21 protein-coding genes are annotated in these 25,040 nt (G+C 33.4%); 13 read left to right on the top strand and 8 right to left on the bottom strand.

The features are described 5' to 3' along the window. Positions 1-137: 137 nt before the first annotated feature. Both B2745_RS01935 and B2745_RS01930 read right to left on the bottom strand, forming a co-directional pair. A complete protein-coding gene (locus B2745_RS01935) occupies positions 138-608 on the bottom strand; it encodes a hypothetical protein (protein WP_304062966.1) in 471 nt (156 codons plus the stop codon). Between the two features lie 62 nt (positions 609-670). Beyond that, complete coding sequence (locus B2745_RS01930; RefSeq protein ID WP_304062964.1) at positions 671-2,467, bottom strand: serine hydrolase domain-containing protein; 1,797 nt, start codon at positions 2,465-2,467, stop codon at positions 671-673. 157 nt (positions 2,468-2,624) lie between these two features. On the opposite strand from B2745_RS01930, the gene mutL reads away from it, so the two are divergent. The 6 genes from mutL to B2745_RS01900 are packed head-to-tail and all read left to right on the top strand — an operon-like array spanning position 2,625 to position 9,686. Beyond that, a complete protein-coding gene (gene mutL, locus B2745_RS01925) occupies positions 2,625-4,496 on the top strand; it encodes a DNA mismatch repair endonuclease MutL (protein ID WP_304062961.1) in 1,872 nt (623 codons plus the stop codon). 4 nt (positions 4,497-4,500) lie between these two features. Next, on the top strand, positions 4,501-5,331 hold the full coding sequence (locus B2745_RS01920; protein WP_304062958.1) for a rhomboid family intramembrane serine protease: 831 nt from the start codon (positions 4,501-4,503) through the stop codon (positions 5,329-5,331). A gap of 33 nt (positions 5,332-5,364) precedes the next feature. Then, the gene (locus B2745_RS01915; RefSeq protein ID WP_304062955.1) at positions 5,365-6,237 is read left to right on the top strand and encodes a rhomboid family protein; all 873 of its coding nucleotides are present in this window, start codon (positions 5,365-5,367) and stop codon (positions 6,235-6,237) included. Next, positions 6,224-7,342 carry an endonuclease/exonuclease/phosphatase family protein gene (locus B2745_RS01910; RefSeq protein WP_304062952.1) on the top strand — a complete coding sequence of 373 codons (1,119 nt, stop codon included), beginning with the start codon at positions 6,224-6,226 and terminating at the stop codon, positions 7,340-7,342. Before B2745_RS01915 ends, B2745_RS01910 begins: the two co-directional genes overlap by 14 nt. 33 nt (positions 7,343-7,375) lie before the next feature. Then, positions 7,376-8,833: a cysteine--tRNA ligase gene (gene cysS / locus B2745_RS01905; RefSeq protein ID WP_304062949.1), complete on the top strand. Its 1,458-nt coding sequence runs from the start codon at positions 7,376-7,378 to the stop codon at positions 8,831-8,833. A 13-nt stretch (positions 8,834-8,846) separates the two neighbouring features. Next, positions 8,847-9,686, top strand: a complete 840-nt coding sequence (locus tag B2745_RS01900; RefSeq protein ID WP_304062946.1) for a hypothetical protein — start codon at positions 8,847-8,849, stop codon at positions 9,684-9,686. A gap of 8 nt (positions 9,687-9,694) precedes the next feature. On the opposite strand, the gene B2745_RS01895 is transcribed toward B2745_RS01900, so the two are convergent. Genes B2745_RS01895 through B2745_RS01885 form a run of 3 tightly spaced genes read right to left on the bottom strand, consistent with a single transcriptional unit; the run spans position 9,695 to position 12,868 of the window. Next, on the bottom strand, positions 9,695-10,660 hold the full coding sequence (locus B2745_RS01895) for an AAA family ATPase (protein WP_304062944.1): 966 nt from the start codon (positions 10,658-10,660) through the stop codon (positions 9,695-9,697). Continuing rightward, on the bottom strand, positions 10,653-12,014 hold the full coding sequence (locus tag B2745_RS01890) for a peptidylprolyl isomerase (RefSeq protein WP_304062941.1): 1,362 nt from the start codon (positions 12,012-12,014) through the stop codon (positions 10,653-10,655). The genes B2745_RS01895 and B2745_RS01890 overlap by 8 nt, the downstream gene beginning before the upstream one ends. Beyond that, positions 12,011-12,868 carry a hypothetical protein gene (locus B2745_RS01885; protein ID WP_304062938.1) on the bottom strand — a complete coding sequence of 286 codons (858 nt, stop codon included), beginning with the start codon at positions 12,866-12,868 and terminating at the stop codon, positions 12,011-12,013. The genes B2745_RS01890 and B2745_RS01885 overlap by 4 nt, the downstream gene beginning before the upstream one ends. Before the next feature lie 85 nt (positions 12,869-12,953). On the opposite strand from B2745_RS01885, the gene B2745_RS01880 reads away from it, so the two are divergent. The 5 genes from B2745_RS01880 (at position 12,954) to B2745_RS01860 (ending at position 16,670) form a co-directional block, all read left to right on the top strand. After that, positions 12,954-13,556 (top strand): hypothetical protein, encoded by a 603-nt coding sequence (locus B2745_RS01880; RefSeq protein ID WP_304062935.1) that lies wholly within the window; start codon positions 12,954-12,956, stop codon positions 13,554-13,556. Positions 13,557-13,568: 12 nt separating this feature from the next. Beyond that, positions 13,569-14,147 carry a non-canonical purine NTP diphosphatase gene (locus B2745_RS01875; RefSeq protein ID WP_304062932.1) on the top strand — a complete coding sequence of 193 codons (579 nt, stop codon included), beginning with the start codon at positions 13,569-13,571 and terminating at the stop codon, positions 14,145-14,147. 136 nt (positions 14,148-14,283) lie between these two features. After that, the gene (locus B2745_RS01870; RefSeq protein ID WP_304062929.1) at positions 14,284-14,832 is read left to right on the top strand and encodes a hypothetical protein; all 549 of its coding nucleotides are present in this window, start codon (positions 14,284-14,286) and stop codon (positions 14,830-14,832) included. A gap of 167 nt (positions 14,833-14,999) precedes the next feature. After that, positions 15,000-15,470 carry a hypothetical protein gene (locus tag B2745_RS01865; protein ID WP_304062926.1) on the top strand — a complete coding sequence of 157 codons (471 nt, stop codon included), beginning with the start codon at positions 15,000-15,002 and terminating at the stop codon, positions 15,468-15,470. Positions 15,471-15,677: 207 nt separating this feature from the next. Then, the gene (locus B2745_RS01860) at positions 15,678-16,670 is read left to right on the top strand and encodes a hypothetical protein (protein WP_304062924.1); all 993 of its coding nucleotides are present in this window, start codon (positions 15,678-15,680) and stop codon (positions 16,668-16,670) included. 298 nt (positions 16,671-16,968) lie between these two features. On the opposite strand, the gene B2745_RS01855 is transcribed toward B2745_RS01860, so the two are convergent. Beyond that, positions 16,969-17,415, bottom strand: coding sequence for a nuclear transport factor 2 family protein (locus B2745_RS01855; protein WP_304062921.1), 447 nt, complete (start codon positions 17,413-17,415; stop codon positions 16,969-16,971). A 100-nt stretch (positions 17,416-17,515) separates the two neighbouring features. Continuing rightward, positions 17,516-20,113, bottom strand: a complete 2,598-nt coding sequence (locus tag B2745_RS01850) for a glycoside hydrolase family 95 protein (RefSeq protein WP_304062919.1) — start codon at positions 20,111-20,113, stop codon at positions 17,516-17,518. Positions 20,114-20,324: 211 nt separating this feature from the next. Here B2745_RS01850 and B2745_RS01845 point away from each other — a divergent pair, with 211 nt between their 5' ends. Then, the gene (locus B2745_RS01845) at positions 20,325-21,191 is read left to right on the top strand and encodes an AraC family transcriptional regulator (protein ID WP_026905110.1); all 867 of its coding nucleotides are present in this window, start codon (positions 20,325-20,327) and stop codon (positions 21,189-21,191) included. 3 nt (positions 21,192-21,194) lie between these two features. Here B2745_RS01845 and B2745_RS01840 read toward each other — a convergent pair whose 3' ends face one another. Beyond that, positions 21,195-22,622: an amidohydrolase gene (locus tag B2745_RS01840; protein WP_304062916.1), complete on the bottom strand. Its 1,428-nt coding sequence runs from the start codon at positions 22,620-22,622 to the stop codon at positions 21,195-21,197. A gap of 210 nt (positions 22,623-22,832) precedes the next feature. Between B2745_RS01840 and B2745_RS01835 the strand changes: the two genes are divergently transcribed. Beyond that, the gene (locus B2745_RS01835) at positions 22,833-24,866 is read left to right on the top strand and encodes a right-handed parallel beta-helix repeat-containing protein (protein ID WP_304062913.1); all 2,034 of its coding nucleotides are present in this window, start codon (positions 22,833-22,835) and stop codon (positions 24,864-24,866) included. The last annotated feature ends 174 nt before the right edge of the window (positions 24,867-25,040 follow it).

Raw genomic sequence — 25,040 nt, 5'->3', positions numbered from 1 at the left:
TTTATATTAGAACCTACCAGTTATTTTAAGCAAATTAAGTATTTAATCAGGATAGTTATGTTAAGCTTTTGTAACAATTATTGTAGCTTGGTGCTAAAAGAAATAAGCGCCTGCAAAAGCGCTTATTTGATATGGGATTACTTAACTTCTTGCGTTGGTACAAAATCTACTTTTTGGTCTAAGGTATTAAGCTGTTGCTGGGTTTTATCTATTTCTTTTTGAAGTGATTCTACCTTTTTATTTGACTTGCTTAGCGCATCATTTAATTTACGAGCCGCTTTTGCATCTTTTGCCGAAGCTCTTGCAGCTCTATCTGCTTTGGATGATAGCTTAGCGTTACCTGGCTTATCACTTAAATTGTCTGAAACTGATTTTGCTTCTTTTGAAGATTTTGATGCTTTATCATTAGCATCTTCCACTTGCTTAGTTAATTCCTGAACTTTCACCAATTCTTTTTCCAGGTCTAATTTTAAACTATTAACCTTTGATGTTAAGCTTAAAACTTGTTCTTGTTTTTCTAGTTTTAAAATATCTGGATTGGTTGTTTTTGGTGAGCAGGCCGCTAATAAAACACTTGCACCTGCTATAAAAGCTATTTTCTTGATCATAATTATTTTAAATTTAATATGTGATAAACTACGTATTAAAAGGTGTTTTGGTTCAGAATGTTTTATTTAGTTTTAGAAATTGCCTTATAAATTTCATCGTGAATACGTGAACGGATATTTAAATCCAACAATTTATTATTTACTTGTGGATGAACCCGGTTTGATAAAAATATGTAAATGAGTTGATTAGCAGGATCTACCCATACGCATGTTCCGGTATAACCGGTATGTCCAAAAGTTTCATTTGAGGCTAAGGCTGATGGATATTTTTTTGATAAATCTGGATCTTTTCTATCAAAACCTAAACCTCTTCTGCTTACTGGTGATTGCTGTTGGGTAAAAAGCATCACTGTTTCTGGCTTTAAAAACTGCTCTCCACCATAACTGCCTTTGTTAAGAAGCATCTGCATCAAAACTGCTAAATCTGTGGCATTAGAAAACAAACCGGCATGCCCAGCAACACCACCCGCCATGGCAGCACCTTGATCATGCACATAGCCCCAAAGCAATGTTTTTCTAAAATAATTATCCACTTCTGTGGGTACAATTTGTCCTTTCTTAAATTTATCTCTAGGGTTAAAAACCATCGTTTCTAAGCCTAGTTTATTGTAAAAATTTTGGGTGATGTAATTTGGGATAGGCTTTTGTGTGATACCTTCTATAATTTCTTTCATAAAGTACATGCTTAAATCGCTGTACACATATTTACCAGGAGTGGTAAGTGGGCTAGCCAGCATTTGTTTCCACATCACATCACGGTAATAATTGGTATTGATATAAAAACTATCTGCTACTTTAACAGTATAACGGTCATCTGCTACCCTGCTAAAAGCATCCTTTTCTAAATCTTTATAAAAAGGTATAAAAGGCACAAAACCTGCTTGATGTAACATCACATCCTTAACCTTAATATTGGCTTTATTGGTGTTTCTTGTTCTCGCAATGTAGGCAGCTAAGGAAGCATCAAGATTAAGCTTACCTTCCTCTTGCAATTTCATGGCTGCTATAGTAGTGGCTGCAATTTTAGTGATAGATGCTAAATCAAAAATATCATCAACATTCATTAAAGTTTCTGAGGTATAGGTGTGCTTACCGTAAGCTTTATTGTAAATAATTTTACCATTTTTGGCTACTAACACTACCGCACCGGGAGCAGCCTTTTTTTGTATGGCCTCTTGGGCAATGGCATCTATATTTCCGAAATCTTTAGTCTTTAAGCCTAACTCTTCTGGCAGTGCAAAACCTAATCTAATAGCTTGTGTCTCAAAACCATCATTTATTTTAAATTGATTGCTATAAGTTTGTTTCAGTTTACCTGAGATAGCTGTACCGCCAAATATAGCTTGTGCAGATATAAAAGCACTTGCCGTATTGACTTGGCTACTCCATAAAATAGGTTGTTTAAAACCTTCAAGTTTTGTAAGTAATTCCCCATCGCCCATAAAATTTATCACGACGCTTTTTTTGGTTGCCAAATCTTTAACAAAACTTATCATTTGAGGCTGATTTAAAGTTTTATTTGTTAAAGTAAGGATGATGAGATTATAAAATTTTAAATCATCTTCTAATCCATTTAAATCATTTAAAAAAGCATTTCCATTTTCTGTGTGGATGCTATGGTATTTACCTAATATGCTATCTAAAAGTGTGGCTTCCTGAAAATCAAAAGTTACACTGGCTATTTTTAAATTTTGTAAAGATTTTAAAGGGATGATTTGCTGCTGATTATTTAAAAGCACCAAACTTTTATGGGCTTCTTGTACTTGTTCTAAGCTAAAATTTTGATTTTGACGGGCCTGACCACAAGCCTGAATGGCTAAAAAAAATACTAAGGCTACTAAACTTAAAAGATGTTTCATACTGTTTAAACGACCAGCTTTTTATTTTGTTGGATACTCTATTTTAAAATAATTGTTAAAATAAATATTAAATAGGCACTTATCTCATTTAAATTTAAAAAAAGGGATATTACTGATTAAAGCCTTAAAATTTTAATAAATTAGCGACATCTTAGATATGCCAGATATAATACAACTTTTACCAGATTCGGTTGCTAACCAGATTGCCGCTGGCGAGGTAGTACAAAGACCCGCTTCTGCTGTAAAAGAACTCATAGAAAATGCGATAGATGCCGGTGCTGATAAAATACAACTAATTGTTAAAGATGCTGGCAAAACCCTTATCCAGATTATTGATAATGGCTGCGGCATGAGTGCAACAGACGCAAGAATGTGTTTTGAGCGACATGCTACATCAAAAATCAGGAAAGCTGAGGATTTATTTGCGATTAAAACCATGGGCTTTAGAGGCGAAGCTATGGCTTCTATTGCTGCTATTGCCCAAGTGGAGCTAAAGAGCAGAAGGCATGAAGACGAATTAGGAACCAAACTGGTGATAGAAGGCTCGGAAGTTTTAAGTCAGGAACCTTGTGCTGCAACTGCTGGCACATCTATATCGGTTAAAAATCTGTTTTACAATATTCCTGCAAGGAGAAACTTTTTAAAAAGCAACCCGGTAGAGATGCGCCATATTATTGATGAATTTCAGCGGGTAGCACTGGCACATCCAGAAATACATTTTACCCTTCACCATGATGGGCAAGAGGTTTATCATTTGCCGCAAACACAGCTTAAACAACGTATTATCCATCTTTTAGGGAATAATTATAACGAAAGGCTTGTCCCATTAGATGAGGAAACCAGCATTATTGAGGTAAAAGGTTTTATTGGGAAGCCTTCTTTTGCTAAGAAAACCCGTGGCGACCAGTTCTTTTTTGTAAACAAACGTTTTATTAAAGACCCATATTTAAACCATGCAGTGATGACCGCTTACGAGGATTTATTGCCCGATGACTGTTTCCCGCTGTATGTTTTATTTATTGAGATAGACCCTTCTAAAATCGACATCAATGTTCATCCTACTAAAACAGAAATTAAATATCAGGATGAAAAAGCTATTTATGCCATCATCCGCTCTGCTGTAAAGCGTTCTTTAGGTAGGTATAATATTACACCTACTTTAGATTTTAATCAGGAAACTGGTTTTGAGAGGATGATATCTCAGAAGCCATGGGAAGATATCACACCGCCAGCCATACAGTTTAATCCAGATTTTAATCCTTTTGCGGATGAAAAGAAAAAAGATAGAGAAATACCTTTTTTAAGAGATTTAGGAGAAAAAAAAGCTATCCCACAAAATTGGGATACTTTGTATGAGATTAGCAAAGAGCAGAAATCTGTTCAAACTTTTTTTGATTTAGATTCATCATCAAATACCGTCTCATCGGCTGTAAATGGTGTTACAGAAACAGCGGCTTTAAACAGACAGGTTTTTCAGCTACATCATAAATATATCATCTCTTCTATAAAATCTGGCTTTATGCTGATTGACCAACAAGCAGCACATGAGCGTATTTTATATGAGCGTTTTTTGGCGCAGTTAGAAAACCATAAAGGTTTAAGCCAGCAAAGTTTGTTTCCACAAACCATCACCTTAAACACCACGGATTACGCTTTGGTAACCGAATTGCTTCCTGCTTTTCAGGCTTTAGGTTTCCAGATCAGAGAATTTGGTAAAAACACTTTGGTGATAGAAGGTGTACCGGCAGATATTCCAGAGAATAATAATCTGGCAAGTATGATGGAAGAATTAATTGAAGGTTTTAAAAACAATCATACTGTTTTAAAGCTTGATAAGAGGGATAATTTAGCGAGAACACTTGCTAAAAATGCAGCCATTAAAAGTGGGGTTAAATTAAGCGAGGAGGAGATGGTAGATTTAATAGACCAACTGTTTGCTTGCCAGATGCCAGGCATCGCCATTAATGGCAAACAAATTATAGTAAAAATAAGCTTAGAAGAATTAGCAGAACGCTTTAACAAAGGCTAGTAGTATGAGAGAATTTAGGCCATTAGGCAACACCATATTTCCACCGGTTGTAAAAAACTTACTGATCATCAATGGTATTGTTTTTTTAGCAACCCATGTTTTTCAAAATAGCTTAGGCTTTGATATGTATCAGCATTTTGCGCTGTACTATTACGAGTCGCCAAATTTTAGGATCTGGCAATTTGTTACGCATTTATTTATGCATGGAGATTTCATGCATATTTTCTCTAATATGCTGGCGTTATGGATGTTTGGTGCTGTATTGGAGAACTTTTTTGGTTCTAAAAAATTCTTACAATACTATATTTTAACTGGGCTAGGTGCTGCTCTTTTACATACCGGAGTGCAGTATATAGAACTTTCATCTTTTATAGAAAACTCAAGAAATTATTTAGCCAACCCAACCCTTGGACGTTTTGGACAGTTTATTGAGAATGCAGTTCCAGAAAATTATCAGCGTGATTTTAACAGTTTATATAACTTTTGGCAGGCAGACCCAACAAGTTTAAACGCAAAAAACAACTCGGTTGAGCTGGTGAGACAACTTACAGCTATTAAAACTAATATCCCTACAGTTGGTGCTTCTGGTGCTGTTTTTGGTTTATTGTTAGCTTTTGGGATGTTATTTCCAAATGCTCTTATATACTTGTATTTCTTTTTCCCGTTAAAGGCTAAATACTTTGTGTTTTTTTATGGTTTGTTTGAGCTTTATAGCGGTATAGCCAATAACCCAGATGATAATGTAGCACACTTTGCCCATTTGGGAGGTATGCTTATCGGTTTTATTTTGATAAAACTGTGGCGAGTGAGAAGACCTGGCGATTTTTATTATTAAACATCAATCAATTGGATTAATTAAATTAGCACTATGAATACCATCCAAGAATTACGGTATAAAATTTTTAACTCGGGCAGTAGGGTAAATCTTTTTATTGGGATAAATGTGATTGTATTTGTTGCTTTTAACCTGATCAGGGTTGTACAATGGTTGTTTACCAGACAAACTACCGTGTATCAAACCATTATTGATTATTTAGCTGTACCCACTTATACCAAAGAGCTCTTATTTAAATTTTGGACACCCTTTACCTATATGTTTTTACATCATGGGGTGTTTCATATTCTTTTTAATATGCTTTGGCTGTTTTGGATGGGAAAAATTTTTGAAGAGTTTTTAAACTCTAAAAAGCTAACTTTTGTTTATTTAGCAGGAGGCTTGGCAGGAGCTTTTTTATTCATCATCAGTTATAATTTTCTGCCTGCTTTTTCTGACCAGGTGATGTTTGCAACTGCTGTAGGGGCATCTGCTGCTGTTACTGCTATTATTGTAGCTACTGCAACTTTATTACCAGATTATACCATTTCTTTACTGCTTTTTGGCCCTGTGAAACTTAAATGGATTGCTTTAATTTATATTGTTTTAGATATCATCAGTTTGGCTGGAGCTAATGCCGGAGGGCATGTAGCGCATTTAGGAGGTGCTATTTTTGGTTTCTTCTATATCAAATCTTTACAAAATGGTAATGATTGGAGCAAGCCTTTTATGAAGTTGTTTAAACCTCGTAAGAAGTTAAAAGTAGTTTCAACAAATTATGGCAAACCGTATCAAGAAACTTTCCATCCAGACCAAAAAACTATCGATGAAATTTTAGATAAAATATCACAATCGGGTTATGAAAAGTTAACCAAAAGAGAGAAAGAAATTTTATTTAGAGCCAGCAAAAGTAATGAGGAAAAATAAAAAAATAAGTCTTGTTAGTAAGGTTATTCTCTTTTTTAATATACTAGCAGTTATTGGCTTATTTTTAAGCTATCTGGCAAAATACACTAATCCTGTAACTTACTGGTATATTCCTTTCTTCGGGTTATCTTATCCCATCATCTTACTTATCAATATTGCCTTTATTATGTATTGGATGATGAGAAAAAAGTGGTACGCCCTTCTTTCTTTATCTGCGATTTTAATAGGTTATGATGCCTTTAATTCGAGCATTGGTTTAAGAGGAAAAAAAGAAACTACTTTCTTAAATGATAGTGCTTCAATAAAGCTGATGACTTATAATGTTCATTATTTTAAAAGGTTTGGTTTAGCGTTAGATACTTTTACACGAAACGGGATATTAAATATTTTAAGACAAGAGCAACCAGATATTATTGGCTTTCAAGAATTTTTTACCCGAAAAAAGGGCAAGTATAATATTAAAGATTCTGTATTAACTATTCTTAACACTCCATATTATCAGTATAATACTACATCGGGTAATGATTATGAATCTTCTGGTATTGCTGTATTTAGTAAACTACCGATTTTAAATAAAGGAGACATCCATTTGATGGATGAAAACGGTGGAAACCAAGGAGTTTGGATAGATGTAAAGAAAAACAATCAGGTATTTAGGGTATTTGTTGTTCACCTAGCATCCATATCCTTTCAGCCAGAGGATTATAATGATTTCAATAATCTAAAAAAAGAACTCGATACCAAAAGAGATTTAAATACAGGTAAAAGAATCATCAAAAGGCTAAAGAATGCTTTTATAGAAAGAAGTAATCAAGTTAAAAATTTAAAAATTTATATTGATTCTTGTAAGACACCATACATCATCATGGGCGATTTTAATGACACACCGGTTTCATATACTTTACAAAGCTTAAAAAAGAATATGAAAAATAGCTTTGAGGAAAAAGGCAGTGGTCTAGGAATTACCTATAACGGAGATTTCCCTAATTTTCAGATAGATTATATCCTGGCTTCACAAGAATTTGATTTTAAAACTTATAAAATCATCAAAAAAGATTTTTCAGACCATTATCCTGTTACTTCGCATGTAACTTTAGCAGATTAATTTAAACCATCATCAAAATTCGTATTTTGCGCCATGCACAACAATCTTACTATTTATAATACCCTATCCAGAAAGAAAGAAGAATTTAAGGCTTTAAACCCACCTTATGTAGGCATGTATGTTTGCGGACCAACCGTTTACAGCGATGTACATTTAGGGAACTGCCGTACTTTTATTTCTTTTGATTTGATTTATAGATACCTCAAGCATTTAGGGTATACGGTAAGATACGTAAGAAATATTACCGATGCTGGCCACTTAGAAGGTGATGGTGATAGTGGGGAAGATAAAATCTCTAAAAAAGCAAAACTTGCATCTTTAGAACCTATGGAAATTGTACAACAATATACCAATGGTTTCCATAACATGATGGCCGTATTTAATGTTTCGCCACCTAGTATAGAGCCAACAGCTACCGGACATATTATTGAGCAGATAGAAATGGTTAAAACCATTTTAGAAAAAGGTTTTGCTTATGAGGTTAATGGCTCGGTATATTTTGATGTTGAAAAATACAACCAAACGCAAGATTACGGTGTTTTAAACAATCGTAAACTAGAAGACTTATTAAACAATACCAGAGATTTAGGTGGCCAAGACGAGAAAAAAGGTAAACTTGATTTTGCCCTTTGGATAAAAGCCAAGCCAGAGCACTTGATGCAGTGGCCTTCGCCATGGGGAATGGGTTTCCCGGGTTGGCATTTAGAATGCTCTGCCATGAGTAATAAGTATTTAGGAGAACAGTTTGACATACATGGTGGCGGTATGGATTTAGCACCCACACACCACACCAATGAAATTGCCCAAAATGTAGCTTCTTGCGGTAAGCATCCGGCTAATTATTGGATACATACCAATATGCTTACGGTTAACGGACAAAAAATGTCTAAATCTTTAGGAAATAGCTTTTTACCACATGAACTTTTCTCTGGCCAACATCCCCTACTGCAAAAAGGGTATAGCCCAATGGTGGTTAAGTTTTTCATGCTGCAAGCACATTACAGAAGCACTTTAGATTTCTCTAACGAGGCCCTAGATGCTAGCGAAAAAGGCTTTAAAAGATTAATGGCTGCATTAGCTCTATTAGAAAAAGTTAAAACATCTAGCCAGTCTGAAGTTGATGTTAAGGCTTTAGAAGAAAAGTTTGCTAAGGCTATGAATGACGATTTTAACTCGCCCATTCTTATTGCCGAACTTTTTGATGCTGTAAGAATCATCAATTCTATTTACGATGGAAAAACAGCTATCTCGGCTGATGATTTAACTGCTTTAAAAAATCTGATTCAAGTTTATGTTTTTGATATTTTGGGTTTACAAGACGAAAACCAAGCGCATGATATAGAACCTTTGATTAGCTTCCTGATTAATATCCGTAAAGAAGCCAAAGAAAACAAAGATTATGTAACTTCTGACAAGATAAGAATAGGTTTACAGGAGATTGGTTACCAGTTAAAGGATAGTAAAGAAGGTACAACATGGTCTAAAATTTAGCGTTTCAGCAATAATGATAAAAAAAACAATTTATTTTATTCTTGTTCTATGCTTTAGTATCCCTGCTTTGGCACAAAAAGCAGATGGTACCATACAATCTTTAATCAATACTGAGGATTTTTTTAATCTTCTGGTAAAAAAACAAGGTATACAAAAAGGCTTTCTCAAATTTGCTGATGCTAAGGGTATTGTTTTTAGACCTGGCCCTGTTGATATGAGAAAGTATTATGCTGAAAATAGCGAATCAGCATATCAAATAAGTTGGAAACCAGAATATGCCAGAATATCTAAAGAAGGTGATTTAGCCTTTACCACAGGGCCTTATGAATTAGTTTCTGCTCAAGACACCACTTATGGCCATTACCTATCTATCTGGAAAAATGACTACAGCAAATGGAAGTTATGGCTAGATGTAGGCATTACCCACGCTAAACCTCCTACGGTTTTAAAGTATGAATATTATGACCCTTCTAATTATAAATATCCCAAATTATTAGGTCCTCAAAAAATTCAGATGCGTGAGGATATTGTTTTCAATACTGATATTCTTCTGGGTAAAGCGCTTAAGCTATCAGGAAGTAAAAATTTTAAAGAATTTTATGACCCTGAGGTAAGATTGTATTTCCCGGAATATTTACCTGTTATTGGCAAGTTAAAAGCTTTAGATTTTATTGATAAAAAGGAGCTTAACATTGTATCTAGTCCTAGTACAGCAGAAAGGGCCATAAGTGGAGATTTAGCTTTTACTTATGGTGATGCCAGCATTAACCAAGAAAAATACCATTATGTAAGGGTTTGGAAGCTGGATGATGATATGAAGTGGAATATTATTTTAGATGTTTACGCTAAATAATATGCTGGTTAAAACAAACCTTTTATAATATCTTCTATACTTATACCTTCTGCTTCGGCTTTGTAATTTCTTACCATACGATGTCTTAAAATTGCAGTTGCTACGGCTTGTACATCTTCAATATCCGGAGAATACTTACCATGGATAGCGGCATGACATTTAGCACCTACCACTAAAAATTGCGACGCTCTAGGGCCTGCACCCCAAGTTACATATTTCTTTATGGCATCGGTAGCCATAGCTCCTTGTGGTCTGGTTTTGGCTACCATCGCCACAGCATATTCAACCACGTGGTCTGTTACCGGAATATTTCTTACCAATTGTTGGAAATAGGTAATCTGCTCGGCATTGATAATTTTTCTCAAATCCTGAACTTTGGTACCTGTTGTATTTTTTACGATAGCTATTTCATCCTCAAAAGAAGGATAACCTAAACTTACATTAAACATAAACCTATCTAACTGGGCCTCTGGTAAAGGATATGTACCTTCTTGTTCTATGGGGTTTTGAGTTGCCAAAACAAAGAAAGGTTTTGGTAAAGCATGTGTAACACCCGCAGCCGTTACAGCTTTCTCTTGCATAGCTTCTAATAAAGCAGCCTGCGTTTTAGGTGGCGTTCTGTTAATCTCATCGGCCAAAATAATATTGGCAAAAACAGGTCCTTTAATAAATTTGAAAACTCTTTCTTCGCCCAAAATTTCGCTTCCGATGATATCAGAAGGCATCAAATCGGGTGTAAATTGTATTCGGTTAAAAGATAAATCTAGTACCCTGGAGACGGTTTGTACCAATAAAGTTTTAGCTAAACCTGGTACACCAACCAGTAAGCAATGGCCATTGCTAAAAACAGATATTAATACTGCTTCTACAACTTTATCTTGCCCTACTATCACCTTAGAAATCTCTTTCCTGATTTCTTTGTAGGATAAACATAATGCATCAATAGCCTCTACTTCTGACTGATATTTATTCATTCTTAGCTGTTACTGGTTTGGTTATCCATTCTTGTAAAACATCACAAGATTGAAATTCTTTATCTATTTTAATATAACTTGCTTTTCTTCTTTTCTCAAACCACTCGCTTACTACCTTATTTACTTTAGTTTCGTAAGCAGCTTCTTTAAGTTTTGGTAAATCTTGCTCTAAATTAGCTTTATGAGGCGGAGTTTTAGATCTTAAATATAAAAAACGATAGCCTTTTTTACCTCTGGTATCGGTAAAAATTTCTGGTTTAGAATAAGTTCCAACTTTCATGGTATCTACAACCAAAAATACTGATGGATCTAACTTATCAGTAGGAATAAATGTAGTTCTATTAGAACTCTCGTAATTTAAAATCATCCCACCATTATACTTGGTATCGTTATTATCAGAATACAGAGATGCGGCTGTAGAAAAATCCATCTTTTTATCTATAACTTTTTTGTAAATAGAGTCTATTTCTACTTTGGCTCTGTCTAAAGAAGCCGGAGTTGTTTCTGGTATAATGAGAATATGCCTTGCTCTTACTTGCTCGCCTTTTCTTTCCAGAACTTCTAAAAAGTGGAAACCAAATTCTGTTTCAAAAACAGGAGACATTTCTTTCTCTTTGAGTTTAAAAGCCCAGGCTGTAAATTCTTTTGCCATGGTTTGTCTATCAAAAGAAGGTAGCTCGCCACCATCGGCCGCAGAGCCAGGATCTTGAGAATATAATCTTGCTAAGGTTCCAAAGTTATCGCCGCTTTTAACTCTTAATCGTAAAGCTTCTGCTTTGTCTCTATAAAATTCTTTCTCTTTTTTAGTTAGCTCGGGATAAACCACCAATTCTCCTACTTCTACTTCGGTATTAAAGGTAGGAAGCGAGTCTTTAGGAATGTCGTTAAAAAATCTTCTTACGTCTAAAGGCGTTACCTCTACCTTTTCAGTGATTTTAGCCTGCATTTTTTGAGCTACCAATTGTTCTCTAATATCTGGTCTGATTTCATCTTTATACTGTAAAACAGAGCGTCCTAAGAATTCTTCTAACCTATCTTGCCCACCTGCGTTGGCAATAGATCTACGCATTCTTCTGTCGATTTCTTCATCTACTTCATCATCATTTACCGTAATAGAATCTATAACTGCTTGTTGCGATAGCAGTTTTTGGCTCAACATATTTTGTAAAATATAGCACTTAATACCCGGATCTGGCTTGGTACCTTGCACTAAGTATTGTGCATATTGTTGGTCAACCTCTGATTGTAAGATCACATTATCGCCCACCACGGCAACTACTTTGTCTATTACCTTCTTTTGTGCCAGAAGGCTGTTACTTACTAAAAGTAGCGCTATTATTAAATAATTTTTCATTTCTTGTACACTTCTAATTCGTTATTTTTTTGAGCCTCCTGAAAAACTTCTCTTTCCATTTGGCTTATTAACTTCAGCTTACGCTGATTTAGTATTAAATTTTTAATATTCTCTTTTTCAAACGCTAAAGGCGATAAGCTATCGCGAAATTTAGAGCCTCGCAAAATTAGGAGATATAATGTATTATTTTCAGAAATCTGAAAAATACGGTTTAATGTTTCATAATTATACGCTCCGATTTTTGATATGGGCAATGTTTTCTCCAGTTCATCAATGTAATGCCAGCTGGTATCCATTAAAGAAAATGCTGGCGAGTACTTAAAACAATATTTTTCGAGCAAATCTCGGTCTCTAACATCCTTAGAGGTAAAAAGCTTTTTCACCATATCTATTTTAGGTGCCTTATCACTTAATTTGATATAAGAGACCTTTAATATCGGCTTTTTTAATTGAAAGTTCTTCTTATGCTCTTCATAATATTTGGTAATCTCTTCTTCGGTAACGGTAGTATCCAGCTTTTGGTTAATCAATTCTTGCTCATACTGAAACCTAACTAGAGATTTGCGATAATTTTCAAGCTGCTCCTGGATATATTTTTCATCAACCTGGATATTCTCCTCTGCTTGATGTTGCAAGACCATATCATGCTGCCATTGGTCTATAAAACCCCTAACAATAGCTATACTATCATTACCATGGATATTTGGAGGTACTATACCTTCGATATCTTTAGCGTAAAGATATTTATCATAAGCTCTTGCTATGGGCTGCTCTTCATTGCTTGTAAACTTGCCACAAGAGGCAAAAGCAACTGAAAAAGCCAAACAAAAAATACGAAGTATATAGTTATTCATGAATTTAAACGAATGTAAAGTCTTTTTATGTAAAACATGAAGCATTTTAAAATTTTTAACAATATTTAACCCTAAATTTGCCCTTATGGATTCTTTAAATACAGCTCATCCTTTAGCATTAAGTATTCTTTTGAATGAGGATTTATATGTTATTGAACCTGTAGAAAACATGCCAAATACAGAAGTTATAACAGCCCAAAAAGAAGAACCTCAAGCAGCTGTAGAAAATAAAACTGCTATACCCGTTTTACATAGTACAACTGTAGAAACTCAGGAGATAGCTAAACCACAAGCTCCAGTAAATAAACCTTCTTTTAACTATTTGGGTGATAACAATAAATATCTTCTTGTTATTGTAAATGATAAAACGCATCAGTTTATAAACGATAAAGACTTAGCTTTTCTTTTAAAAATTTTGGCTGCTAAAAAACTTGATTTACATGATATTGCCATCTTAAACACTAATAGTTATACAGATTTGACTTTTAAAGATTTAAAGGAATATTTCGCTTGTAACAAGATTTTAACGTTTGGAATAGACCCAAAATCACTACAAATACAGGGCATTACAGCTAATAAAGCAGGAGAATTTGAAGGTGTAAAAATACTAGGTACATGGGCTTTACCTCTATTAGATACCGATGTAAAAAAGAAAACCATTTACTGGAACGAATTGAAAAATTTCTAATATTAAAGATTTATGCAATTGGTATTTGCCACAAATAATGCACATAAAGTAGCAGAGGTACAATCAAAAATAAACCAACAGATAAAGGTTTTGAGCCTAGCAGATATTGGTTGTTTTGAAGATATTGCCGAAACTGGGTTAACTTTAGAAGAAAACGCCTCTATTAAAAGCCATTATGTTTTTGACAATTACCAAATAAACTGTTTTGCTGATGATACAGGCTTAGAAATTGAAACCCTTAACCAAGAACCTGGTGTATTTTCTGCCAGATATAGCGGCAGCAGAGATGCTGAAAAAAACATCGATTTAGTGCTAGAGAAACTTAAAAACGAGAGCAATCTTAAGGCTCGTTTTAGAACCGTTATTTCATTGATATTAAACGGAGAAGAAATTTTATTCGAAGGTATTGTAAATGGCAACATCCGTAAAGAAAGATCTGGTAACGGAGGCTTTGGCTATGATGCTATTTTTGAGCCAGAGGGTTATAACATTACTTTTGCCGAAATGGATATGGCAAGTAAAAATAATATCAGCCACCGGGGTTTGGCTGTAGAAAAGCTTATTCATTACCTAAATGGTTTAGAAAAGTAAAGCTTTTTTAACGCAAGGAAAGTGTAAGAAGCTATTACATGGGCTTAGGTTATATTGTGCTATATTGGGGGATTTAAAAGCAAGTTTTAGGGAAGGCTTCTTTTCTATTTTTCTAATAAGATTTATCTACATCAAAATGAAATCGTTTATTTCAGTATTTCCAGTTATTATCATTATAAATCTAACTTCAGCCTGTATTACTCCAGATATATGCAATGTTATACAAAGAGATTCTATTTATAAACACACAACTTTTAATAAGGATTTTATTAAAGATTTAAAATCCTATGAACGGCTTGCAGCATTCCTTAAAACTAATTCGGATTCAATTCTTGCTTTTAACCCTAAAAACCCCGGAAATTGTGCTATGTTTTATAAAGATGATAATGGAAAGTTAACACATTCAACAATACCACCTTCAATAAGTGATGAATTTGAGGTTTTATACAAAGAGTTTGACCATATAGCTTTAAACTATTTTGTAGTTTATCAAGATGGTAGAATAAGTATTATTCTCAATAGAAATGAAAGTTCAATCGATGTTTATCACAGTTTGAGGTGGAATCAAAATTATAGTTTTCAAGAGAAAAATGACTTCGAAAATCCAGATTTTCCATTATATAAGGATACAATGTTGAACGAAAATATAAAGTATCAAATTTCAATAGGTTGTCATCTTAGATAATAAATCATTGAGTTTTACGATTATTTGGATGTGAAATTTACCAAGAAAAATTAAAGCGCCTTTGAAAGCATAGCATGAGAAATAAATTGATGTTTAAAAAAGCTTCTATTTTACAAAACACATCACAACCGTACCTGATTAAGGTTACATACTTTTAAGATGTCATTATGAAAAAACTAATATTTCTTTTAGCAATCTTAGGAATTGCAATTTATTACATCGGAAGATATGATAAACCTAGCCCCAAAACAGGGGAGATAATCTTTGATATTCCTTCATTAATAGGTAAAGATATTAATGAAATAGTTAGAATTTCGGCAGAAAAGAAACGATTGACTGATTCCGATAAAGATGGTTATAAAATTTTCACCTGTAGAAAAAATGGTTGGTTTCTGTTTATTGAATATAATGATAAAACAAAGAAAGCTGAACTTTTTAATTATTGCTCAGATTTAGAAGACTTTAGACAATTAAACTATTCATTAGAAGAGATTGAAGATTTATTGTTAATAGGGAATTTAAACAAAAATGCGACTAACTACAAAATAACCCTCAGCGACAGCTGGAGTGAGTATAATATCAAAGAAGAAAATAGAGTGGAGAGTTTTACAGGAATCAATGTGTATCCGCTTAATTAATATATTTTTTAGAAAGTAGAAAATAATAAAATATATGCATAATGGTGTAGATTCAACAGATATCACTGATAACGGAGAGGCTAAAAATGCTTGGAGACAAAATATTCCTGGCTTTGCTGATTGGTGGGTATTGCAATTTAGAAAGGGATATAAACCTTTTACATCTCAAGTACATATAAGGTGTAAGATTTCATGAGTTTTAGTATTATGAAAAAGCTAATATTTTTTTTAGCAATCTCAGGAATTGCAATTTATTATATAGGAGGTTACAATAAACCTGATCCCAAAATCGGAGAAGTAATTTTTGATGTACCTGCTTTAATCAATAAAAATATGTTACAAATTATGGAAACTTATAAGAAGTCTCCAAGGCAGTATACAGATTCTATAGTTTCCGGTGGTGACATTTATAAAAAAGATGAAAATTCTGAATACATAAAGTGGAATTCAGTTAATGAAGGTGGCTCAGAAACATTTATTTATCTGAAAGACGGTTGGCGATTATTAATTTTTTTTAAGAGTGGAAAAATTGAAAGTTTAAATATAGCTGTAGAATATGAAAAGTTTAGAAGAGTTGGTTTTACTGATGTAAATGATTTATTAATCATTGGAAACCTAAAACCAGATGCCGAAAATTACAAACTGACGTTTAGAGATTGGCTTCATTTGGATTTCGAATTATCATCAGAAAATAAGGGAAGTTATAGTTTTCATGAAGTTAGAATCCTTCCTCAAGTGGAAAACGTTAAACCAATTCTAAAGAAGGACTCTGTTATTTTTGATGTACCTCATTTAATAGATATGAATATAGATCAGCTAATGCAGACTTTTGGAAAAACATTAAATGAATATAAAGACTCTACGACAACTTCGTGGAATTTTACTAAAAGTGATGGAAATTCTAAGTATATCTTGGCAAATAGTTCCTCTCAGGGTTCTTTTGAATTTCACAAAGATGGCTGGGTTTTATCCGCCTCATTTGATTCTAATAGCAGAATAATTAAGTATATATATATTGAAGTTGAAGATAATGATTTCGTAAGCTTCAATGATACAAATGATCTATTAATAGCGGGGAATTTAAAAAAGGTTGTTAATGATTACAAATTGGTTTTTAGTGATTTAAATTATGGGAGTCGTAATTTGAAATCAAAAGAAGATCATAAGTATTACGCTGTTAAAATTTATCCAAGAAATTAGAAATATTGAATTATTTACAAGACTATGTCAGACATCTTCATCCCTCCAATGGCGCAATGAAGACCAAAGCAAGCGGGCAAAAACTTCTTGTGCCTTAATAGTGATACAAATGAAATAGAAAAAAATTTAAGGAAAGCATAAGAAGCTACTATAATGGGCTTAGGCTATGTTGTGCTATCTTGGTTTGGCTGTAGAAAAGCTCATTAATTATTAGAATGAGTTGTGGAAGTAGAAAGATACCTAAATATCTTTTTTAAACGATATTTAAGTAAACCAATTACTATACTAAAAGCTTAATTTAAAACATAGGATGGTTATTTTGCGCTGTTGCAGGTACTTGTTGCCTGATATCCCAGTGTTCTTTAATCAGGCCGTTTTCTAATCTAAAAATTTCTACCAAAGAAAAAACCTTATCTTGCCAAGGTTCTCTAATATGTAAAACAACATAATTTTCATCAGCAATAACTTTAACAACATCAATTTTCTTTTTGGGTGTATGGTAAATATTCCATTTTCTGGCCGCTTGTTTAAAGGCCTCTTTACCATCTGCTACGTTAGGGTTGTGTTGAATATAATCTTCAACCACATATTTATCAATAACGGTAGAATCCTTATCTCCAAACAAACCATTATAAAAGTTAAGTACAATTTGCTTATTTGTGTTTACTAAAGAAGTTTGTGCAAAAGCCAAATTAAGGCCGGATAAAAGTGTAATCACCAAGGTTAGTAATGAGGTAAGTTTCATATTTATAATTATTTTAACACTCACTAAAATAAGCAAGAAACCTATCTGCCTTGCTAAAGCTTTATGTGATTTTGTAAATCAGTATTAAATAACTGCTCTATTAATCATTTAAGGGTAATATCTTATACACCTTGCCCGCCTCGGTCTTAAAATCAATAGTATATCCTTCTTTATTTTTTACTAATGCTAGAGCTTCTTTGGAATTATCCTTATAATTCATTTTTGAGATTTTGTTAAATAGTGGATTGACATTTTCTCCATACGAATTTTGATAATTATGATTTACAACTTTTACCGGAATATTCGTGTTAATTCTACAATTTCCTCCAATATTTGACAAAACTATAGCTTCAATTAATTTACCGGCATTCCATTTCATATCAATAGTAAAATTACCACGAGCTTTAATACCTTTTATTTCTCCAACTGCCCATTCTTGTGGCAAAGCGGGTAATAGTTCTATAGCATCTGTATGACTTTGCATTAACATCTCTACAATACCGGCTGTAGCCCCATAATTACCATCTATTTGAAACGGAGGATGCGCATCCAATAAATTAGGATAGGTACCTCCTGCATTAAATGGTAAACCGCTTTTAAAACTTGCCGAACCAATTTCTTTATTATAATATTTGCGTGGATTTATATATGTTATTCCAGATTTCAAAACTCTTAGAGCTTGGTTACCATCATGTAATCTGGACCACCAATTAATTTTCCATGCCATAGACCAACCGGTACTCACATCTCCTCTTAACATCAATGACTTTTTAGAAGCCGCGGCTAATTCTGGGGTAGATTTTAATGTTATGTGAGTTCCAGGGAATAATCCAAATAAATGAGAAATGTGCCTATGAGTGTCGTAATAATCGTCCCAATCTTGAAACCATTCTTGCAATTGACCAAATTGTCCAATTTGATAAGGATATAATTTCTGATAAGCATTCTTAACCCTGTTTCTTAGTGCTTCATCAATTTGGAGCGTTTCTGAGGTTCTTATAAAAGCTAAAAAAAACTCTTTACTAATAGCCATATCCATAGTACTTGCCATACTAATAGAATAGCTTTTTCCTTCTATCTTAAATAAGTTCTCTGGCGATGTAGATGGATTTGTAACTAAGTTTCCTATACCATCTTCTTGTAACCAATTTAATAAGAATAACGCAGCACCCTTCATTAGCGGGTAAGCCTTTTGTTTTAGAAAATTATAATCACCAGTATATAAATAATGTTCATATAAATGAGTAGAAAACCAAGGACTGCCCATTACCCAAGCAGACCAACTTGGGTCTGATATTGGATCCCAATCATACCCCCCAGAAGGAGACGTTTTAGCCCAAATATCAGAATTATGATGTAATGTCCATCCTTCTTCTATACCATAATTAGTTTTTATGGTTTCCTTTCCATTTATAGCCCAAAACTCCATAAAATCAAATAATGGTTGATGTAATTCTGATAAATTTGTATTTTCAGCAGGCCAGTAGTTCATCTGAGTATTGATATTGGTTGTGTAATTACTACCCCAAGGAGGTTGCACTAAATTATTCCAAATACCTTGCAAATTAGTGGGAACAGAGCCCGGTCTAGAACCAGATATCATTAAATATCGTCCATAATTAAAATATAATACTTGTAAACCTTGATCATTCCCCTTAGTACCTTGTCTTTTCAAGCGCTCATCTGTGGGTAATTTATTAAGCTTATGGTCAAATGGTAATTTAAATTGAACCCTATCAAATAAACTTTTATAATCATTTAAATGGTTGTTTTTAATTTTTTCATAAGATTTAGCAAGCACTTTATTTAAATTGGAAACAGCTTCTATTTCGGGATTTTTACCTTCCAAGCCAGGTGACTTATTAAAGCCATTATAACTTGTAGCATTTGTTAGGTAAATGAATACGGATGTTGCATTATTTACGGTTATTTCATCATAATTAGATTTAGTTTCTCCATCCTCTACTTTCATTTTTACATGTACTTCAAAAGTCATCCCTTCTTGCTCATCATAAACAATTTGTTGAGGCTCGCTAGTCCTATGGGCAACATGTATAGGGGCTTTCCCTTTTAAAACTAAATAATCATTATTGAGCGCAGAAGTTTTAAATCTTAATTTGCTTGTTAACCTTGTAGTAAAATTAATAGCATGTGGTTTACTAGCTGTAATTTTCATTACTAAAGCTTTATCTGGATAACTTATAAAAGTCTCTCTGTTATAAATAACACTTCCTACTTGATATGAAACTTTATGTACTGCATGATTTAAATCTAATTCTCTCTTGTAAGATTTAACGAATAAGCCTTTATAATTAAAATCAAGAAATAAATCTGCCATTGGTAAATATCGAGCAGAATAACTGCCTTGAAGATTATTTCTCCAAATATCCTTAGCCTTGTTGTATTCACCTTCTAAAACAGCTTGTCTTAGTAAGGGAAGCGCATTTTTTCCTTTTGGATTATTCCCTGATTGCGGATAACCAGACCATAAAGTATTGTTGTTTAGCTGAACTCGCTCATGCTGATAATGTCCAAATACCATTGCTCCAGTTTTTGCATTACCCAATGGTAAAGCTTCTTCCCAAACTTTTGCAGGATTTTTATACCATAACTTATTATATTTTTCATCGCCAAAAGCTTGATGAGTTAGATAAGAAGATAAAAAAAATAGCAAAGAAATGATTATCGAATATTTCATCATCTGGTTTGTAAATTGATTAAATAAGAGAAACAAATTTATAAGTAGAAGATATATTAACTTTAATAACTTTAAGCATTTCTTTCAACTATATTAGCTCTTGAAAAATATTAAATCTTATGAGTAATTTATTATAGATGTTACACTATCCTTATAAGAATAAATATTATATTTATTTTTGACCATCATAGATTTAGCCAATTGTTATTAAATGAAGCCTACTTTACTTAAAATAAATCCCTCAGAATATTATTCTTTTAGTATCAGGCATGATATTGTACCTTATTTTTATGATAAATGGCATTATCATCCAGAAGTTGAATTGATTTATATCAAAGAGGGAAACGGTACACAATTTGTTGGAGACAGTATAGAAAGATTTAAAAAGGGGGATATTTTACTTATTGGCAGCAATTTACCGCATTATTGGAGGTGTGATGATAGCTATTTCCAAAATAGCGCAGATTTAAAAGCAGAAGCCTTGGTAGCGCATTTTTTAACCAATTTTTGGTCAGACTGTTTTATCAATTTACCTGAGAATAAAAAAATTAAGGAGCTTTTGATAAATGCTAAACGAGGCATTATCATTTCAAAAGAAATAAAGCCTAAAGTTGTTTCTTTGATGAAAGATTTGGTAAACTCTAATGGCGAATTAAGAATTATTTTGTTGTTAACCCTTTTGCATACCATTGCAGAAGGTAAAAATAATAGGTTACTTTCCTCTGTAGGTTTTGATTTACAAATGGAAAGTCAGGATAAAGATAATATCAGTAAAATTTATGCTTACTGTTCATCTAATTTTAAAAGGAAAATAACATTAGAAGAAATTTCTGATATTGCCAGTGTAAGTCCTAACTCCTTTTGCAGGTATTTCAAGACCAAAACAAGAAAAAGATTTTCTGATTTCCTGAAAGAGATAAGGGTAGGTTATGCCTGTAAACTCCTGATTGAAAATAAATTATCAGTTACACAAGTTTGTTATGAGAGTGGGTTTAATAACTTAACAAACTTTTATAAATGCTTTAAATCTATCACAGGTAAAACACCTTTTGATTATCAAAAGAATTTTGGGCAATAAACATTAGTCTCTATAATTTAATGCAGGCGCTCTATCACCTAATAAGGGTTTGTATTGATAATTTTTAAGCGCATGATTAAATTCTAACTTAGCAGCTTCTATATGCTTGGGTTGCGTATATAAATCTATAGCCGTATAAACCATTGTTTTTATGGCATTTACAGTTCCTTTTATAGCAATATCAGTACCTCCGCAAGCCACTGCCTGCCAACTGTGTGCAGCAACGCCAGGCACCCAAGTTGCCGTATTTACACCTACAGTGGGTATGGTATAACTCACATCTCCTACATCGGTACTGCCATTGGTACTTTCTTTTAATAAAGAAAATGTTTCTACTTGAGTAGGCACAATTAATTCTCTATTTAAGGTTTTTGATAGCTCTTGAGCAAAAGAAAATTCAGTTGTTGTATAATTAATTCCTCCTATCATTTCCAGATTTTTATACATCAGCTTTGCCAAACTGATATTCAGAAGTAAATCATGCGTACCGCCAATAATTTCATGTTCAACGGAAGTTTCAGTACCTAGGGCTGCACCTTTTGCACAAGATACCACACGGTTAAATAATTCTCTTGCTTGCTCTTTATCAGGATGCCTAACATAATAATATACCTCTGCAAAATCTGGAACTACGTTAGGGGCTTTACCACCATCTGTGATGATGTAATGTATTCTTGCTTCTTGAGGGATATGTTCACGCATCATATTCACCATAAAATTCATAGCTTCAACGCCATCTAAAGCACTCCTACCTCTTTGTGGAGATGCAGACGCATGAGAAGAAACGCCCTTAAATCTAAATTTAGCAGAGATGTTTGCTAAAGCATCGGTAGTAATAACCCTGTTTCTGGCGGATGGATGCCAATGCAAGGCTACATCAACATCTTTAAAAAAACCATCTCTAACTAAGTAAACTTTACCGCTTCCCCCTTCTTCTGCTGGGCATCCATAAATTTTTATAGTACCTTTTAACTTACCTTGGGCTATCAGTTTTTTAATTTCTATACCCGCGGCCACACTACCTACACCAAATAAATGATGCCCACAGGCATGCCCGTTGCTTTGCTTAGGATTGGGCTGCTTTACCGTACTTACCTGCTGTGAGAAACCGGGTAAAGCATCATACTCAGCTAAAATTGCGATAACGGGTTTACCACTACCATAGCTAGCTACAAAAGCAGTAGGCATTTGTAAAACTGTATCAATAACAAAACCATTATTTCTTAACCTATCTTTTAATAAAGCGCTACTTTTATATTCTTGATAGCCTAATTCAGCATGATGATAGATTTGTAAAGCATCGGCTTTATAAATAGAAAAATTTTTATCAATATCTAAACTCGATTGATTTTTAAGACGCTCGGCTTGCTTATATTGCGCTATAGCAAGTTGACTAATAATCGTAAACAATAATAAACTAGCTAATTTCATCTCCTTATATTTACAGTAAAAGAAATCAAAAGCTATAAATTTATTTTAAACTATTTTATCTAAAGTTTAAACTAGATATACTATTTATGAGCATGTATCATGTAGAAAAGTTTAAGAAAATGTCAATTTCAGTGAATATACTGCATAGCTATAGCTTTAAATTTGTTTTGTATAACCTTTATTAAATATATCTTCTTTTATCCATTAACGATGAAAAAATTAGTCTTAGCAATTTTCTTTGTATGTTTTATTTACAACTTTACTTATGCCAGAAACTTTTACTTTTCTGAATCTGGAAATGATAAAGCTAATGGGAAATCGCCTGCATCCGCCTGGAAAACTTTAAACCGATTAAAAAATCTTAAACTACAACCGGGCGATACCTTGTTCTTTAAAAGAGGCGATACCTTTACAGGGATGCTAGATATTAAGCAATCTGGCTCTACAAATAAGCCTATTGTAATTACGGCTTATGGCCAGGGCGAAAAACCTATTTTTACAGGTTCTACAGCCATCCATAACTGGAAAGCCGTAGGAAACAATATTTATGAAGCTTACATCAATACTAAGATTTATGATGTTTTTGAAAACAATTTTAGGTTTACACCTGCCAGATATCCCAATAAAGGTTTTTTAAAAATAGATAAGGGATTTGGCAAAGATTCTTTAAGTGCTTTAAGTCTTCAGGAACCAGATGGCTATTGGAACGATGCTATTTTAAGAGTACGCACCATTGATTGGGTTTATGAAACCAGAACTGTTGCCAAATACAAGAAATCATTAGTGATACAGGGCCCACAAGACAGGTATTTTATTGATAAAAGTTTTTTTGAAAGGACCAAAAACGGACAAACCTCTTTGTATGAGTTTAAGGCAGGTTATGGCTTTTATTTAGAAGGCTTACCACAAATGATAGATACCGCTTTTGAATGGAGCTGGAAAAACAACAAGTTAATGGTGCAATTGCCAGCAGGTAAATCGCCAAAAAATATTAAGGCAGTAACCCAACATTATGGTGTTTTTATTAATCATCATATTAAAAACATTATTGTTAAAGATATTGCATTTGAACAATATGAAAAAGCAGGTGTTGGCAGTGGTTGGCATGTATCAAATATTCAGGTATTGGATAATCAATTTAAAAATATACATGGAGCGGGCATTTTATTGGATAGCGCATCTTCTTACTGCAACATCAAAGGGAATAGCATTACAGATATCCTTGGAAAAGGTATTTCTGCCTTAGAACCCAATAATCTCACTATTTCTGATAATATTGTAAGGCGTATTGGGCTGGTTAGAGCTCAAGGCTTTACTGGAGTAAACGGCGCAACAGGTATTCTTATTTATAATACCGAGCGAAAAAAAACTATAGATAATACTTTTGCACACCATAATGTAGTAAGTTATAATAAGGTAGATAGCTGTGGCTATAATGGTATCAGGGTTGATGGTTACAATAATTTGGTTGAATATAATATCATTGATTATTGCAGTTTAACTTTAAATGACGGGGCAAATTTATATTGTTATGGCGCCCAACCTAGCGCTACTCATCATTCTATTTTTAGAAATAACATTGTACGCTACAGCATTGGAGATAGTGAGGCTACTCCTGATAATCCTAATTTAGCTTTTGGGATTTATTTAGATAATAACTCTAATGATGTTACAGTCATTAATAATACGATTATTAGCACAGGCGCATCTGGTATGGTTAATAACGATGCTTCTTTTAAAAATAGCTTTATTGGCAACCATGTATTTAATTGCCAAGAAGGACTGGGCTATGCAGAGTGGGGAAATCTTGGGAAAATTTTTGATTGCGTAAATACTGGAAATGTCATTGCCAGCAATAAGCCTTCGCAAAAAGCACTTAGTTTGAAAAATTTTATAGGCCCAGTTTTTCAGGTTGGTAAATTTGATCATAATACTTATATCAACACCAAGTCGAGTACACCTATTTATTTTGAAACCAAGCAAATACCAGAGCATGCTAAATTGCATCTTACTTTTGAGCAATGGCGTAATTTTTATCAACAAGAAGAAAATAGCAAAGCTGTTACTGCATTAACCGATTGGGCAAAAAACGCCGAAGCAGAGATTATTGTAAACGATACTAAAGAGGATAAAACTTATACTTTAGACACCGCTATTTATTATTACCCTAACGGCGAAAAAGTTGATGCCTCTATTATTTTAAAGCCTTTCAGCTCTATGATTTTATTGAAAAAGAGTAAATAAAATAGAAGATTCTCAAAAATCTTATTTGTCGCATTGATCAGACTTTAGTTGTTATCCTGAGCAGAGTTGAAGAAGGCTTCGACTCTGCTTAAGGATACAAAGTGGTGATTTACGTAAGACAGCTCCTTTTGAGGTATAAGAAAACAGAAATATCTTGTTAAAAAAGAGTGCTAT

The sequence above is a fragment of the Pedobacter glucosidilyticus genome, from assembly GCF_002483235.1.
In the GTDB taxonomy this organism is placed as follows: Bacteria; Bacteroidota; Bacteroidia; order Sphingobacteriales; family Sphingobacteriaceae; genus Pseudopedobacter; species Pseudopedobacter glucosidilyticum_B.
Note: the sequence above shows the minus strand (reverse complement) of the source record. Positions and strands in the feature narration are given on the sequence as shown.